The sequence below is a fragment of the Streptomyces sp. RLB3-17 genome (assembly GCF_007113425.2).
Classification (GTDB): Bacteria; Actinomycetota; Actinomycetes; order Streptomycetales; family Streptomycetaceae; genus Streptomyces; species Streptomyces mirabilis_D.
In genome coordinates this window covers 1175740-1189521 of sequence record NZ_CP041610.2, presented here as the reverse complement: position 1 = coordinate 1189521, position 13782 = coordinate 1175740, and the positions used below count along the sequence as shown (strand labels likewise).

The window sequence follows — 13782 nt, the reverse complement described above, 5'->3', positions numbered from 1 at the left end:
GCGGGCAGGTTAGCTCACCCATGGTCCGCGCGCGGAGAGTGAGACGGGTAGGGAGCCGTGCCCGGTTTCCTGGTGGTGTTCCGCAAGGGCGGCGGGCTTGATGACGTGAGTGCCGAAACGGCTGCGAGCAGCGTCGGTGACGACCTCCAGGCGGTGTGCTTTGTCGTCGGTGTCGCCGAGCTGCAGCTGGTGGTGAGCCGCGGCCGCGAGGGCGAGGCGGCCGTCAAGAGCGGCCTCAAGGAGCTTGAGAAGCACGGCTTCCTGCTCCGGGAACGCGAGCGCCACCCCGACGGCACCCTCCGCGCGGCCGCGTACTTCATCACCGATCTGCCCAGCCTGCACAACAGCAGGTCGCAACCGATGTCGGGTTTTCCACCGGTGGATAACCCGACGTCGGTTAATCGCCCCACTAAGAACACCAACGATCAGAAGACCAACAAGCAGAAGACCAGCACCGTCCCTCCGTGCGACCGCAGCGATATCGCGCGCACACCCGAAGGGACGGGCCAGCCCGACGCACCAGCGTCCCCGCCGGCTGCGCTCCCGGCGGATGAGATGCATCCGGGGATCCAGCTGCTGCTCGAGATCGGAGCGAGCCGTCCGGAACTCCTGCTGACCGGCAAGGTGCTGACCGATCAGGGCCGCGTGGCCACGGTGATGCTGGAGTCCGGCTGGAGCAGCGAGCAACTGCGCCACGTCATCACCGACCGGCCCCTGCCGCACCCGGTGCGCACCTCGGTCGGCGCGATCATCGCCGCCCGGCTCCGCGCCGCCCAGGCCTACCCGCCGCCCGCCACCGCAGCAGACCACCACGATGCGCCCCCGTGGGACGAGCCGTACGCCTCGGCGACAACCGAGCGGTCATCGATGGGGGCCGCCGCCCGCACCGTGACCGAGGCCCTGACCTACCGGGCCCTCGTCGAATGCGCAGGCTGCGGCGTGCCCGCAACCGCCCCCGGCGAAGACCTCTGCCCGGCCTGCCTCGGCTGGCCACTGTGCCGCACCTGCCCGGGCCCGACGCCCCGGCGCGCCCACCCTGACAGCGACGGCCGCTGCAGGACGTGCGCCTCCGCCTGACCGACCCACTGGCAGAAAGGAAGCAGCCCGTGACAGACACGCCCCGCACACCACCACCGACCGCAGCCGGCCAGCACCAGCGCCCCTTCACCCTCGACCCGGACCGGTGGGAGGCCGAACGCTCACGCGCCGTGCGCGGCGGGCACGTCTGCTGCGGCTCCAACTGCGCGGCCGGTTGCGAGCCCGTCCTGATCCGTGAACGGACGCGATGGGGGTGGATCGACTGGACGGTCCCGGCCGACGGCAGCCTGCCCGAACAGCCACACCGGATCGCCGTGTTCACCCCGATCGCGACCCGGTCCCAGCGCATCAGCCTGCGCTGGCTGGCCAGACGACCGGCACACCGGATCCGCCTCGGCAAAGTGACCGTACGGCCGGCCACGGCCGTCGTCACGGCCCTCCCCCTGGTGGTCGCCGCCCTTGCGCCCATGCACGGCATCCCCTTCAGCATCGTGCTGCCGGCGGCCGCCCTAACCCCGCTGCTCGTGGAGCACCTGCCTGACCGGCTCGGTACCCGCGTCGGCGAGAACGCCCGGATCGTCCGTTCTACCAGCGGCACACAAAGCACCCTGCAGTGCAGGTGAAAGACAACCTGGAGGCGCTGAAGCGCCACCACAGCATGTTCGACGATCGGTACGTGCACCTCGCCGGCGCAGCCTACTTGCACAACCTGAGGGATCCCGACTGCCAGTGGATCAGCATGGTGCGACCGGTGCCGGGAGTTCCGACCTTCACGGCGCGGCAACCAGCCGATCTCCGCAAGTTCCTCACCAAGCGCTTCAGTCCCGTCAAGGATGCCGAGGCAGCGCAGGCACTCCTGGGCCGTCGCCGTGCCAGTTCTCTACTCACGGACGAGATCGGGGCGATCGTCAACGGGCACACACATTTCAGCCTGACGGAGAAGCAGCTCGAAGCTGTGGACCAGGTCATGGAATCGGTCCGCAAACCGTCGCCTGGCGCGAAGAAGGTGTACGTCATCAGCGGGCGGCCGGGCACCGGAAAGTCGCTCCTGGCCCTGACGGCACTCGGCGAGTCGCTCAACAAGGGGTACGAAGCGCGGCTCGTGTCGGGCGGTGTCGCATCCCGAGATAACCTCAAGCGCGGTGCCAAGGGAAAGAAGAAGTACTTCACGACCTTGAACCAGGTCGCGAACAAGGTGGCACCCAACGGGCTTGACCTGCTGGTGTGCGACGAAGCGCACCGACTTACCGAGCGCCCACAGTCGGGCTCGTTCGCGATGCGGCCCGGCGAGTCGTCGGTGTCGGTGATCGTGACGCGGGCCAAAGTCCCTGTCTTCTTCGTGGACGGAGACCAGCGACTCTTCGCCGAGGACGCCTGGTCCGAAACGGATCTCATCGAGGCCATTCAGGACCTCAAGGCGGAGGTCGTGCCCATCAGGCTTGACAGGTCTCTTCGCGCGGTCGGGAGTTCCACCTACGACACGTGGGTGCGGCATCTCATGGCGGGCCGCCCTGTGCCGTGGAACGCGGACGACGACGAGAATCCGGAGCCGTTCGAGCTCTACTACACCGACAGGGCGGCCCGGATGGAGGAGTTCCTTCAGTCCAAGCTTGATGCGGGGCAGAGCGCCCGGATGACTGCCGGCATGTGCTGGGAGTGGACCGACACGTCCGGTACTTTCCCGGACGTCGCCCCGGAACCTGGGTGGGCTCGTCCATGGCACGCGGAGGACACGCACAACACGCCGGGTGTTCCCTCACGCCGGTTCTGGGCTACGGACGACGGCGGCTTCGGTCAGATCGGCTGCGTGCACACGGCCCAAGGCCTGGAATACGAGTGGGGCGGGGTCATCATGGGCCCTGACCTCACATGGGCCGGGGGCTCATGGGCCCTGGACCGGGACTGGGTGAAGAGCAAGGCCATCCGAATCGACTCCGACGAAATCCTGACGGAGCGGCTTCGTAACGCCTACGGCGTATTGATGAGTCGATCCATCCGCGGCACAGTGCTCTACTCCATGGACTCGGACACTAGGCAACTCTTCGCCGAACTTGGCATTCCGAAGCTCTGATCGTAGGAGGGCTTCCCAGGTTCGCATCCGAGAAATCGCCGCACAGGTATGGCTGCGTGGACGCTGTGCCGGGCCAACTCGGGGCGTCTTTGGAGCTGACAAGCGAAATATTGTGCCCAGCCGGTGCGGCCGGGACGAAGGGGGATGGCCCGTGTCGGCAACGGAATTCGCTTCCGGCTGGCCGCAAGTCCGGCTTGCCAGCGTCCTCGGCAGTCGATTGATCAGCGGCGGGTCCAAGACCACTGCCGCCAACGGCGGATGGCGTCCCACACCTGCAACCGATCCGCTCGAGACAATGGCGACGAAAGGGCACCAGAACCCAGCGGTCGACAGGGCAGGCGTCGGTGGACCTCCTCCAGTGGACGTTCGTGCAGGAGACTTTCTCGTCTGCCGCAACGCCGGAACACCGGACCGCCTTGGGCAGGGAGTACTGGTCGAAGACGACACGCAACTGCTGAGCTTCCCGAGCACGATGACGCGAGTCCGCGTGCGCCCCACACTCATGCATCCCGCGTACCTGGAACAGTTGTGGCAGTCCTCCCATGTCCGAGAACAGATCAAGGCCGCAGCACGCAGCGGCCGAACGCACTCGCTCACGATCAAGGCACTGCTGAACATCAGGCTTTCCCTGCCCCCCCCTTGCCCAGCAGGAACGCATCCTGGCGGCGCTTCGGGCACGGCTCAAACGCCTGGATCGTGCCGAAGCAGCCCTTAGCCGGGCCGCTGCGGCAGTCATTGCGTTGCAGGACGCCGCCCATCATGCACTGACGGCGCAGTGCGATGCCGCCACCCAAAAGCTTCCCCACGGCTGGCGTTGGGGGCGCCTGGACGATGTCATCAAGCGGATCGAGTCAGGGCACTCACCGCGGTGCCTCGAGCGGCCCGCCGAAAGCGACGAGAAGGCAGTGATCAAGACCAGTGCCATCACCAGAGGGAGGTTCCTCGAGGACGAGAACAAAGCGGTGCCCGCCGGAACGCTCCTCAAGGAACAGCACGAGATCAAGGCTGGCGACATCCTGCTGTGCCGTGCCAATAGCCTCGACCACGTCGGTGCGACCGTCCATGTCACCGAATGTCGGCCTGGCCTGTATCTGAGCGACAAAAGCCTGCGATTGGTGCCGAACACTGGCATCGACGACCGATGGCTGGTGTCGCTGCTGGCAGCCCCCTACGTACGTGCAGAGATGGCACGACGGAGCAACGGCACTCTGTCGTCGATGCGCAACATCATGCAAACCAATCTGCAAGACATCCCGATCCCCATTGCCCCACTACACGACCAGGTGCGGCTGGGCCGACAAGCCACTCAATGCCGGCACGCAGCAGACCACCTGCGTCTGCGGGTACAGAAGGCCCTGGAGTCATCGGCCCTACTGCGCCGGGCGCTAGCTGATGCGGCGTCAGCCGGACGGATCATGAGTCCTGCTAGCAGTAGCCCGCCGCAGGTGGAGATCGCCCTGCGCCTCCCGCCGCAGCCGTCTGTTCCCAACGACGGCGACTGGACTGCCCGCCAGGTGCACACCCCATGGATGGCCGCTGATCAGCACAGCCGGAACGTTCTCCCCGTACAACTGGAGCTTGAGCTATGACCTACGCCTCCGCCCTCACGACGGACCGAGGATCGCACGGCGCGAAGTCACACATCACCGAGCGGCTCTTAAACTACTACAACCTGCTGTATGACCGCGGGCTGTCTGCCGTGGAGGCCGTCGAGCAGCTCACGTATCTGCTCGTGCTCAAACTTGAGGACGAAGAGAGCCAAACCGCAGTAGTTGGCGAACAGCCCGCTCCACCTACACCACACGGTTGGACGTCGCTGACAAAGAAGCGGGCAGAGCCGCTTGTCGCCCAGTACACCGAGATACTTGCCCAGCGTTCGTCCAGTGCCTCCGGCACCGCCGTGGACGCTGTCTTCGCCGGCGCACAGAACCACGTACCCGATCCTGCACTGCTGCAGCGACTCGTTCTCGACCTCTTCGATGTGGAGCAATGGAGCGTGTACGGGAAGAGGCTGCTGGGCGAAGCATATGGTGAGCTTTTGCAAAGAACGATGAACGAGAGAAGATCTGGCGCCGGTGAGTTCTTCACGCCACGCCCACTCATCGATGCCATCGTCGAAGTGCTCCAACCAGAGCTCACCGACACCATCAGCGATCCAGCCTGCGGCATGGGTGGCTTCCTCCTCGGTGTCCATGACCATCTCGCACGGCATGTGACCAACCCCACCTCGGACGAGCTGCGCCAATACCGCAACCAACAGCGCCGGGGAGACGAGCTGGTCCCTGGTGCAGCCCGGTTGGCCACCGCGAACCTGCTCCTGCACGGAGCCGTCTCCGCCAGGCAACCGGCACCGATCACCGTGAGGGATGCGCTTGCTCAACAGCCCGACAGCAAAGCTTCGCTGGTGCTAACTCATCCGCCGTTCGGTAAGCATGCAGAGATCTCTGGGGAGGGCTCCCGCCACATGTATGGGCGGTCAGACTTCGTGACCGTCTCGAGCGACAAGCAGATCAATTTCCTGCAGCACGCCATGTCACTGACGGCCGTGCAGGGACGCGCAGCCGTTGTCGTACCCGACAGCATCCTCTTCGCCCTGGGCGCGGTAGAGATCGTGCGACGAGACCTGCTAAATAGATTTGACGTCCACACCGTACTCAGGCTGCCGACAGGCATCTTCCCCTCAGCTAGCGGCGTCATGGCGAGTGTCATCTGCTTCGATCTGCACCCCAATCATGCGGGCGAGTATCCTCAAACATCCAAAATCTGGGTCTACGACCTGCGGCCAAGACGACGATTCGACCCCAGGAGCAATCCGCTCAACCAACGGGACCTGAACGAATTCGTGTCCGCATACGGTCCGGGTCTCTCCCGAACGGATCGCCGGGAGACAGAACACTTCCGATACTTCGACATCCACGATGTGCTCGAGCATGATCACGCAAGCCTTGATCTCACACCGTCGAACGAAGTCTCAGGGGAGGGCTCCCTCGCCGCTCCCGAAGAGATCGCCCAAGGTGTTCTTGAGGACCTGCGCATAGCTCTGCAGGAGTTCGAGGAGCTGACTGCGGAGTTGCTGCGCGGCGACGCTGAGTGAGCGGCATATCGCCAGCCACGTCGGCCGTCGACGGTCACGTACTTCCCCAGGTGGTGGTTATGGCGGCGGTCGGGCGCGGAAGCCGAATGATCAGCACGGCAGTTACGGGACAACCCCTACGAGCTCGTGCATGGTTGGCGGTGAGGCGTCGAGGAGTTCGCTTAGGCTCCGGGTTCACGGCCCGGACGGGCTCTTCCAGTCGACTCGCTGGCCGGGGTCGTGGGCGGGGCGCCATATGGGTGCGGAGGGGCCGTGGTGGAGCAGGTCGGCCAGCGGCGCCGCGAGGACGGGAACGTCGTTGAGGAAGCGGGACGGCGCCAGCTTCCCGGCGGCCGCGTGCAGGGCGGTGATACGGGTCTCCACGCCAGTGGGGCCGGTGCCGTCCAAGACGAACAGCAGCCGCGGGAATAGCGGGTAGTGCCGTCGCCAGTCCTCCAGCGCGGGCTCCTGGCCGATGGTCGGCCGACGGCGCCCCGGGATGGTGGGCATGTAGCGGTGGAGGCGCTCGTAGGCGGGCAGCTTGGCGGCGAGGCGTTCGGGGCCCATGGTGGCCCGGTCGACTTCCACGAACGCCCGCACCATCGCGCCGTTGTCGCCGTCGGCGGGGCCGCGCCGGTAGTACATGAGAGCGTCGGGGATGACGGCCTCGCCGCTCCCGATCGGGTGGTGGACCTCCGTCAGCCAGTCCAGGGGCCGGCACAGCTCGCCGCGGCGGCGGGCGTCCTCGAGGAAGACGAGCGCGGTCTCGGTCACGGTCAGCGTGTGGCCGACCTTCAGCCGCACGGCCGTCGGATCGGACACGGTCCTGGAGGGCCGGTGCCCGCGCATCTCGGGCTACTCGGAGGCGAGTTGCACACCGTACGCGGTGGGGAACCACACCCGGGTCCGTCCGGCCTGCGGCAGGGTGATGCGGTCGACCAGCCCCTCGGCACGCAGTCGGGCCAGCCTGCGCCTCGTCTGCTCGATGCGCACCTCGGGGGCGATCACCCGGTGCATCTGCTCGGTGGTGGCCATCCGGTACTGCGTCAGCACGCCCAGCGCCAGCCGGTCCCCGCTGCCCACGTCCACGCCGATCATCACGGATCTGCTCGCTTTCCGTACGGTGCGGCGCCGTCCTTGCCGGGCGCCGCGCGTACCGGTCACAGCAGCAGACGGCCCCCACCAGAACCCCGACCACGAAGGCCCGACCACGGTCACGAAGCGACAACGCCTCCGTGGACCAGGCCCACATCCCCGCCGACAACAGTCCGCACCCGCACCCCACTCGCCCGCAAACCAGCAGGTCACCACGCTGGTCCTGCCGTGGTGGGGAGGCCGACATCCCCTCTACGCCCCCGAGTCCACGCCCCACAGCAGGAAGAACAAGGAAGGTGGGTGGTGGGACAGGCTCCGGGCGGCGGGCGAGGGGATCGGGCGCCGCTGGTGCTCCTCGCGCGCGACGGCGGGGCCGCGCGCGACGCCGGGCGGACAAGCCGCCCGACCGGGGATGCCAGGAAGCTAAGCGGGTCCGTGCCGACTGTGTTCGGCGCGGACCCGCTCACCCCGGACCTTACTGCCTGTGGCCTTCAGCGGCTCGCCGCCGCGGCAGCGTCCTCAAGGAAGACGAGCGCGGTCTCGGTCACCGTCAGAGCGTGACCGGCACGTAGCCGCGCGGCGGTCGGGTCGGACACCGTCTTCGGCGGCCGCCGGCCGCGCATCTCGGGCCACTCGCAGGCGAGTTGCACGCCGTAGCGGGTGGGGAACCACACCCGCAGCCGCCCGGCCTGCGACAGGGTGATGCGCTCGGTCAGCCCCCTCCTTGCGGAGCCGGGCCAGCCGTCGCCTCGTCTGCTCGATGCGCACCTCGGGGGCGATCACCCGGTGCATCTGCTCGGTGGTGGCCATCCGGTATGGCGTCAGCACCGCCAGCGTCAGCCGGTCCCTGCTGCCCGCGTCCACGTCCGTCATGGGTTTGCTTGCTTCCCGTCCGGATGCGGCGCCGTACCGGTGCCGCGCGTACCGCCCAGGCCACCAGCTGGCCCCTACCAGAACCCCGACCACCAGAGCCCCCGGAGGTCACGATGCGACAACGCCTCCGTCGACCAGGCCGACATCCCCGCTGACAACCGCCTGCACCTTCTCGCGAACCGGCTCTTAGCTCCGGCCGTGGTCGGCAGCCCGACATCCCCTCTACGCCCCCGGACCACGGCCCCACAGCAAGAACAAGAGAAGTGGGTGGGGGTGGGGCGGGCGGGCCGAGTGGCGGAGTCTTCGACCACAGCCAGTACGTCATCCTCAACCTCGCCCTGGGCGGCGCCTACCCCGCGGGATGGAACAAGGTCACCACTCCGTACTGGGGGCTGCCGCAGTCAAGTGTCGACCGGGTCGCGGCCGGGGGAGTGCGGGCCGAGGTCGACTGGGTGCGCGTGGAGCAGAAGAGTTGACCGGCACCCGGGCGTTCCGCACCGAGGAACGCCCGGGCCGGAAACCCTCGCGCCGGCCTCACTCCCGGGATCGGGACAGCCCCGGCAGGTCCTAGGTGTTGTCGGCCCTCGACATGCGCAGGGCGAGGTCCTGGAGCAGGTCGGCCGTCTTGACGTCGGTGCGTCCGGAGTCGTGGAGGTCGGCGAGTTCGGAGAAGAGGAACGCGAAGGCGCCCACGAGCGAGATGGTGGCGGGGAGGTAGGCGTCCGCGACGGCCTGCCCGGCCTCCGCGGGACCGGCGTCTCCCGGCACCTCCACCCTGGGGAACACCTCCGTGACGAGCGCGCCCAGTTGGGTCTCGGCCGAGTCGACCTCGGCGTTCTCGTCCTGGGCGATCCTGCGCACCATCGCGTTGGTCTCGGTGAGCACGCCGATGGCGCGCAGGATGATCTCCGTCTGTTCCATGCCGTGAGCCTAGACGGGCGAAGCCCCGCTGTGGCCTCGATGTTCGGGCCGGGATGGTAGACAGTGGTCATGAACCACTTCTCCCGCCCCCGCCCGGCCCGCACACGATGACCGCAGGAATCGACACCCCGGACCGCCGGGGCCGTACCGGACTCGACCGCGTCGGCCGCGACCTGACGGGCAACCCCCGGGTCAAGGTCCGCGAAGTCACGCTCCTGTCCAGCCACTGGTACGTGGAGCGCACCACCACCTTCGACTTCCGGCACGCCGACGGCACCTGGAGCACCCAGGAACGCGAGACGCACGACCGCGGCAACGGAGCCACGCTCCTGCTGTACGACGCCGAGCGCGAAACCGTGCTGCTGACCAGGCAGTTCCGCTACCCCGTGTACACCAACGGTCACCCCGACGGCATGCTGGTCGAGACCCCGGGGGGCCTGCTCGACGAGGACGACGAGCATCCCGAAGTCGCCGTACGGCGCGAGGTCATCGAGGAGACCGGGCACACCGTCGGCGACGTGCAGCACGTCTTCGACGTCTACATGAGTCCGGGTTCGGTCACCGAGCGGGTCAGTTTCTACGCGGCCACCTACGGCCCGTCCACCCGCACCCACGAAGGCGGCGGTCTTGACGAGGAGGGCGAGGACATCGAGATCGTCGAACTCCCCTTCCGCACCGCACTGGCCATGATCCGCTCGGGGGAGATCGCCGACGCCAAGACGATCATGCTGTTGCAGTGGGCGGCTCTGGAAGGACCGTTCAAGGCCTTGCGATGAAGGGTGACGCTCATCACCCTGACCGCCGAGCCCGGCATCCCCAGCCACGCCCTTCTGCGCATCCTCGCCTCATGGGCCGCACAAGCCGCCGACCACCCCGTGGCGGACCGCTAGGGCCTGCGCGGTGGATCATGCCGCAGACGCGGGATACCCACCTGCTGTCGGGGGAGCCGGCTGGTGAGTTCGGCGGGTCAGGGGCGGATCTCGCGGGTGGAGCGGCGGGTGGTGAGCAGGAGTGCGATGTCGTCGGGGCGTTCGGTGGCCTGCCGGGCCTCCTCGGTCAGCAGGTCCGCGGTGCCGGACAGGGAGGAGGCGCCGGGCCGGGCGTGCGGGGTGCCCGCGCGGGACAGCGTCGCGCGGATCTTCTCGATCCCATCGTCGATGTCGGCCCCGGGGCGCTCGACCAGACCGTCCGTGTAGAGGGCCAGCACCGCGTCGGGTTCCAGCAGCAGGTCCGTCACCGGGTAGCGGGCCCGCGGGGCCACGCCGAGCACCACGCCACCGGGCAGGTCGAGTAGCTCGGTGCGACCGTCGGGGTGGCGCAGCAGGGGCTGCGGGTGACCGGCGCGGGCGGCCCGGGCGACGCCGGTCACCGGGTCCAGCCTGACGTAGCAGCAACTGGCGAACTGGCCCGGATCGAGGTCGATGAGCAGCCGGTTGGTATGGCTCATCACCACGTCCGGAGGGTGGTCGCTGAGCGCGAACGCCCGTACCGCGCTGCGTAGTTGGCCCATGGTGGCCGCCGCCTGGACGCCATGGCCCTGGACGTCGCCGATGACCAGGGCCAGTGCGTCACCGGCCTCCACGACGTCGTACCAGTCGCCGCCCACGTCCATCCCCTTGGTGCCGGACAGATAGCGCCCGGCCGTCTCCACCTGCGGGTGCGACGACAGCCGGTGCGGGAGCAGCGCCTCCTGGAGGCCACGGGCGAGGGCGGCCTCGGAGTCGTAGCGCCGTGCCCTCTCCAGGGCCTGCGCGATGAGTCCGGTGAGCGCCGTCAGCACGGTACGTTCCTCCGTGCTGAAGTCGCGCGGCCCGTCGAAGCCGAGGATGCAGGAACCGACCGGCCGCCCCGAGGCGATCAGCGGCAGGAAGGCCCGGGCACCCACCTTCGCGTCCAGCGGGATGCCGGGGTAGGCGGCGGCCAGTTGGGGCATCGACTCGAAGAACAGCGGGCGGCCGGTGGTGAGCGTCTCCACCCCGGGCAGCTTGGCGTCCAGTCCCACCCCGTCGAACGGCGCGAGGAACCCCTGCGGGAATCCGGTCTCCCAGGCCAGGTACAGGCGCCGGTCCTGCAACAGGTAGATGGCCAGGCGCCGTCCGCCGAACGCGGGCAGCAGCTCCCGCATCACGGTCTCGGAGACCTGTCGGGCCGTCACGGCCTCGGTCAGGGCCATGGCCAGGACGACGGGTCGGTACAGCGCCGTTGTGGTGATGCCGGTGGCGGGCTCGGCGAGGGCGGACCCGTCCGCCACGGGCCCGCCGTGCAGCGGCGCGGCCTCGGGGGCCTCCGTGGTGTCCGCGACCCGCCCCATGGGGATCAGCTTGCAGGTCAGACTGCCGGGACCGGGATACACGGACATCGTCAGCCAGGTGTCGCCGTGGGCCGCCGCGGGTGTCCGGCGACCCCCGCTCGGGCGGGCGACCTGGAAGTGCACCGGCTCCGGCGTCAGCAGCGCGCCGCGCAGATGATCCTCGTAGGACGGCTGGTTCAGCCAGGGCACGGCCTGCCACAGCGGTCGCCCCAGGAGTTCCGGCCGCGGCCGGCCGAGGAGTTCGGCGGCGCGCGGGTTGACGTAGGTGATCAGCCCGAGCCGGTCCAGTGCGAAGACGCCCTCGGGGAGCAGGTCCGCGGCGCCGTCCGCCGCCGAGCCCGGGCCCGGATCGACCACCGCTCCGCCGACCGCGTACGGCGGCACGAGCGCGTTGCCCGAGGTCCACAACTCCAGCAGCCGCAGCCCGCCGTTGACCGTGTGCACGGGCAACGGGTGGGCCGGGGGACGCCCCGCCGCGGTCTCGTGCAGCGCGGCCAGCAGCACATGCGGATCGTCGAGGGCCAGCGTGTGGGTGAGTGCCTGCGGCGTCCAGGGAAAGGCACCGGGGCCGGTGCCGAGCAGGGCCCCCAGCGCGTCGTCCCCGGTGACCTCGCCCGTGACCGGGTCCCAGGTGAACCGCCCGACATAGCGGCGCGGCAGACCCTCGGCGGGCGGCCGTACGCACATCGGCTCCCCGTCCCAGACGACCTCGGCACCGTCCTTCTCCAGGACCGACAGAGCCGTCCCCAGGTTCTCGGCCACCGCCGTCATCCGGTCACGGTCCGGCAGTACGTCGGTGGCGTCCGAGGCCGAGGGGCGCAGCACCGTCAGGACCCCGAAGGACGAGGAGGCGCTCACGACGGGGACGTACAGCGAACCGAACTGGAACGGCAGACTCGCCGCGAGCTGCGGATAGCGGCGCATCGTCTCGGTGGCGTCGGTGAGCAGCACCTCCACGCCCAGCCGATGGGAGTCGGCGGCCGGGAACGGCCGGCCCAGAGGCATCCGCCACCAGGGACGGAACAACTGTCCCGGCAATCCGGCCAGCACGGCCAGCCGCAGCAGTTCGGGGGAGCTGGAGCGCAGGTACACACCCCCCGCGAAGCCGCGGGCCGCCCGGATCGCGTCCGCGACGGACCCGCTGAGCAGGGCGGCCAGGCTATTCAGCGCCTGGTCCTCACGCTCGGCGCTCCCAGTCATCGGTCTGCCCTCGTCCGCCCCCCCGTGAGGGGGATTCCACAGCAAGAATGCGCCTTACGGGTACCCACCCGCACCTCGACGCCTCAGCCGTGATGGTCGCTTGGAGTTGCACTCGGCCGCATCCGGCCGCGTACGGCCGTACTCGGCTTCGCCCAGCGCGAAGATACCGCGCCCGCGCCCCGTCCAGGAGCCCCGCGTAGATGTTGCTTCACGGCGCCTTCGGGCCTCGGCGTCTGCCAATCCCGGCCATTTCGGTGCTCAGCGTCTCAAGGTCTCCGCGGCGACGGCCGCCACCGCCTCGGCCACCGCCGCGAGGGCCGGGAAGTCGAGTTTCCACTGCTGCCAGAAGAGCGGTACGTCGACGATCCGGTCCGGCGCGAGACGGACCAGCCGTCCGGCCCGAAGCAGCGGCTCGGCCTGCACCTCGGGCACCATGCCCCAGCCCAGTCCGGCGACGACGGCGTCCACGAACCCCTCCGAGGTGGGCATGAAGTGCCGCAGCGCGCTCGCTCCGGGACCGACCCCAAGGCCCCGGACGAACTCGTCCTGGAGATCGTCGTTCCGGTCGAAGGCCACCACCGGAGCGTCGGCGATCAGCTCGTCCGGCGCCGCGTCCGTCCCCGCGCCGAGCCACCGCCCGGCGAAGTCCGGCGCGGCCACCGCGAGGTAGCGCATGCGACCCAGGGCGCGCACGGAACAGCCCGCCACCGGGTCCGGCCACGAGGTCACCGCCGCCATCACCACCCCCTCGCGCAGCAGGGCGGCCGTGTGGTCCTCGTCCTCACGGCGCAGTTCGAAACAGAGCCGCAGCTCGCGCGGTACGCGGGTGAGCGCGGGCAGGAACCAGGTCGCCAGCGAGTCGGCGTTCACCGCGATCGACAGCCGCGTCGGCTCCCCGGCCTCGCTCATGCCGAGCTCGGTACGGGCGTCGCGCTCCAGCCGGGCCAGCCGGCGCGCGAACCGCACGACGACCTCGCCGGACTCGGTCGCACGCACCGGCTTCGTCCGCATCAGCAGGACCCGGCCGGTGCGCTGTTCGAGTGCCTTGACCCGCTGGCTGACCGCCGAGGGCGTCACATGCAGAGCGGCGGCGGCCGCGTCGAAGGTGCCCTCGTCGACCACCGCGAGCAAGGTGCGTACCTGGTCGAGAGGGAGATCCGTCATCACAGGCGCTAATGATACGTAAGAATCTTTAGCTGT

The 13782-nt window shown here is 69.0% G+C and carries 10 protein-coding genes and 2 pseudogenes; 7 read left to right on the top strand and 5 right to left on the bottom strand.

Annotated elements, in window-relative coordinates; genetic code table 11:
* Positions 1 to 198 precede the first annotated feature (198 nt).
* The 5 genes and pseudogenes from FNV62_RS05665 to FNV62_RS05650 all read left to right on the top strand — a co-directional run.
* Positions 199 to 1077, top strand: a pseudogene (locus tag FNV62_RS05665) (hypothetical protein); the annotation flags it as partial.
* Between the two features lie 29 nt (positions 1078 to 1106).
* Positions 1107 to 1661, top strand: coding sequence for a hypothetical protein (locus FNV62_RS54515; RefSeq protein ID WP_205523126.1), 555 nt, complete (start codon positions 1107 to 1109; stop codon positions 1659 to 1661).
* Entirely contained in the window at positions 1658 to 3109 is a 1452-nt protein-coding gene (locus tag FNV62_RS05660; protein WP_225900155.1) for a DNA/RNA helicase domain-containing protein, read from the top strand. The genes FNV62_RS54515 and FNV62_RS05660 overlap by 4 nt, the downstream gene beginning before the upstream one ends.
* 740 nt (positions 3110 to 3849) lie before the next feature.
* The gene (locus FNV62_RS05655; protein WP_144314767.1) at positions 3850 to 4698 is read left to right on the top strand and encodes a hypothetical protein; all 849 of its coding nucleotides are present in this window, start codon (positions 3850 to 3852) and stop codon (positions 4696 to 4698) included.
* Positions 4695 to 6203 (top strand): class I SAM-dependent DNA methyltransferase, encoded by a 1509-nt coding sequence (locus FNV62_RS05650; protein ID WP_144314766.1) that lies wholly within the window; start codon positions 4695 to 4697, stop codon positions 6201 to 6203. Before FNV62_RS05655 ends, FNV62_RS05650 begins: the two co-directional genes overlap by 4 nt.
* Before the next feature lie 174 nt (positions 6204 to 6377).
* On the opposite strand, the pseudogene FNV62_RS05645 reads toward FNV62_RS05650, so the two are convergent.
* Together FNV62_RS05645 and FNV62_RS55350 are read right to left on the bottom strand one after the other, a co-directional pair.
* A pseudogene (locus FNV62_RS05645) lies at positions 6378 to 7280 on the bottom strand (replication-relaxation family protein).
* Positions 7281 to 7768: 488 nt separating this feature from the next.
* Positions 7769 to 7951 (bottom strand): hypothetical protein, encoded by a 183-nt coding sequence (locus FNV62_RS55350; RefSeq protein WP_225900154.1) that lies wholly within the window; start codon positions 7949 to 7951, stop codon positions 7769 to 7771.
* A gap of 462 nt (positions 7952 to 8413) precedes the next feature.
* Here FNV62_RS55350 and FNV62_RS05635 point away from each other — a divergent pair, with 462 nt between their 5' ends.
* Positions 8414 to 8626, top strand: a complete 213-nt coding sequence (locus tag FNV62_RS05635) for a hypothetical protein (RefSeq protein WP_143600119.1) — start codon at positions 8414 to 8416, stop codon at positions 8624 to 8626.
* A 91-nt stretch (positions 8627 to 8717) separates the two neighbouring features.
* Here FNV62_RS05635 and FNV62_RS05630 read toward each other — a convergent pair whose 3' ends face one another.
* Complete coding sequence (locus FNV62_RS05630) at positions 8718 to 9071, bottom strand: hypothetical protein (protein WP_060900627.1); 354 nt, start codon at positions 9069 to 9071, stop codon at positions 8718 to 8720.
* A 107-nt stretch (positions 9072 to 9178) separates the two neighbouring features.
* On the opposite strand from FNV62_RS05630, the gene FNV62_RS05625 reads away from it, so the two are divergent.
* Positions 9179 to 9847, top strand: a complete 669-nt coding sequence (locus tag FNV62_RS05625; protein WP_060900628.1) for an NUDIX domain-containing protein — start codon at positions 9179 to 9181, stop codon at positions 9845 to 9847.
* A gap of 191 nt (positions 9848 to 10038) precedes the next feature.
* Here FNV62_RS05625 and FNV62_RS05615 read toward each other — a convergent pair whose 3' ends face one another.
* On the bottom strand, positions 10039 to 12582 hold the full coding sequence (locus tag FNV62_RS05615; RefSeq protein ID WP_144314765.1) for a SpoIIE family protein phosphatase: 2544 nt from the start codon (positions 12580 to 12582) through the stop codon (positions 10039 to 10041).
* A 258-nt stretch (positions 12583 to 12840) separates the two neighbouring features.
* Entirely contained in the window at positions 12841 to 13749 is a 909-nt protein-coding gene (locus FNV62_RS05610; RefSeq protein ID WP_143600116.1) for a LysR family transcriptional regulator ArgP, read from the bottom strand.
* Positions 13750 to 13782 lie beyond the last annotated feature (33 nt).

Coding starts and splice junctions, on each gene's coding strand:
- FNV62_RS05650 (WP_144314766.1), top strand. CDS start 4,695: ATGACCTACGCCTCCGCCCTCACGACGGACCGAGGATCGCACGGCGCG.
- FNV62_RS05630 (WP_060900627.1), bottom strand. CDS start 9,071: ATGGAACAGACGGAGATCATCCTGCGCGCCATCGGCGTGCTCACCGAG.
- FNV62_RS05625 (WP_060900628.1), top strand. CDS start 9,179: ATGACCGCAGGAATCGACACCCCGGACCGCCGGGGCCGTACCGGACTC.
- FNV62_RS05615 (WP_144314765.1), bottom strand. CDS start 12,582: ATGACTGGGAGCGCCGAGCGTGAGGACCAGGCGCTGAATAGCCTGGCC.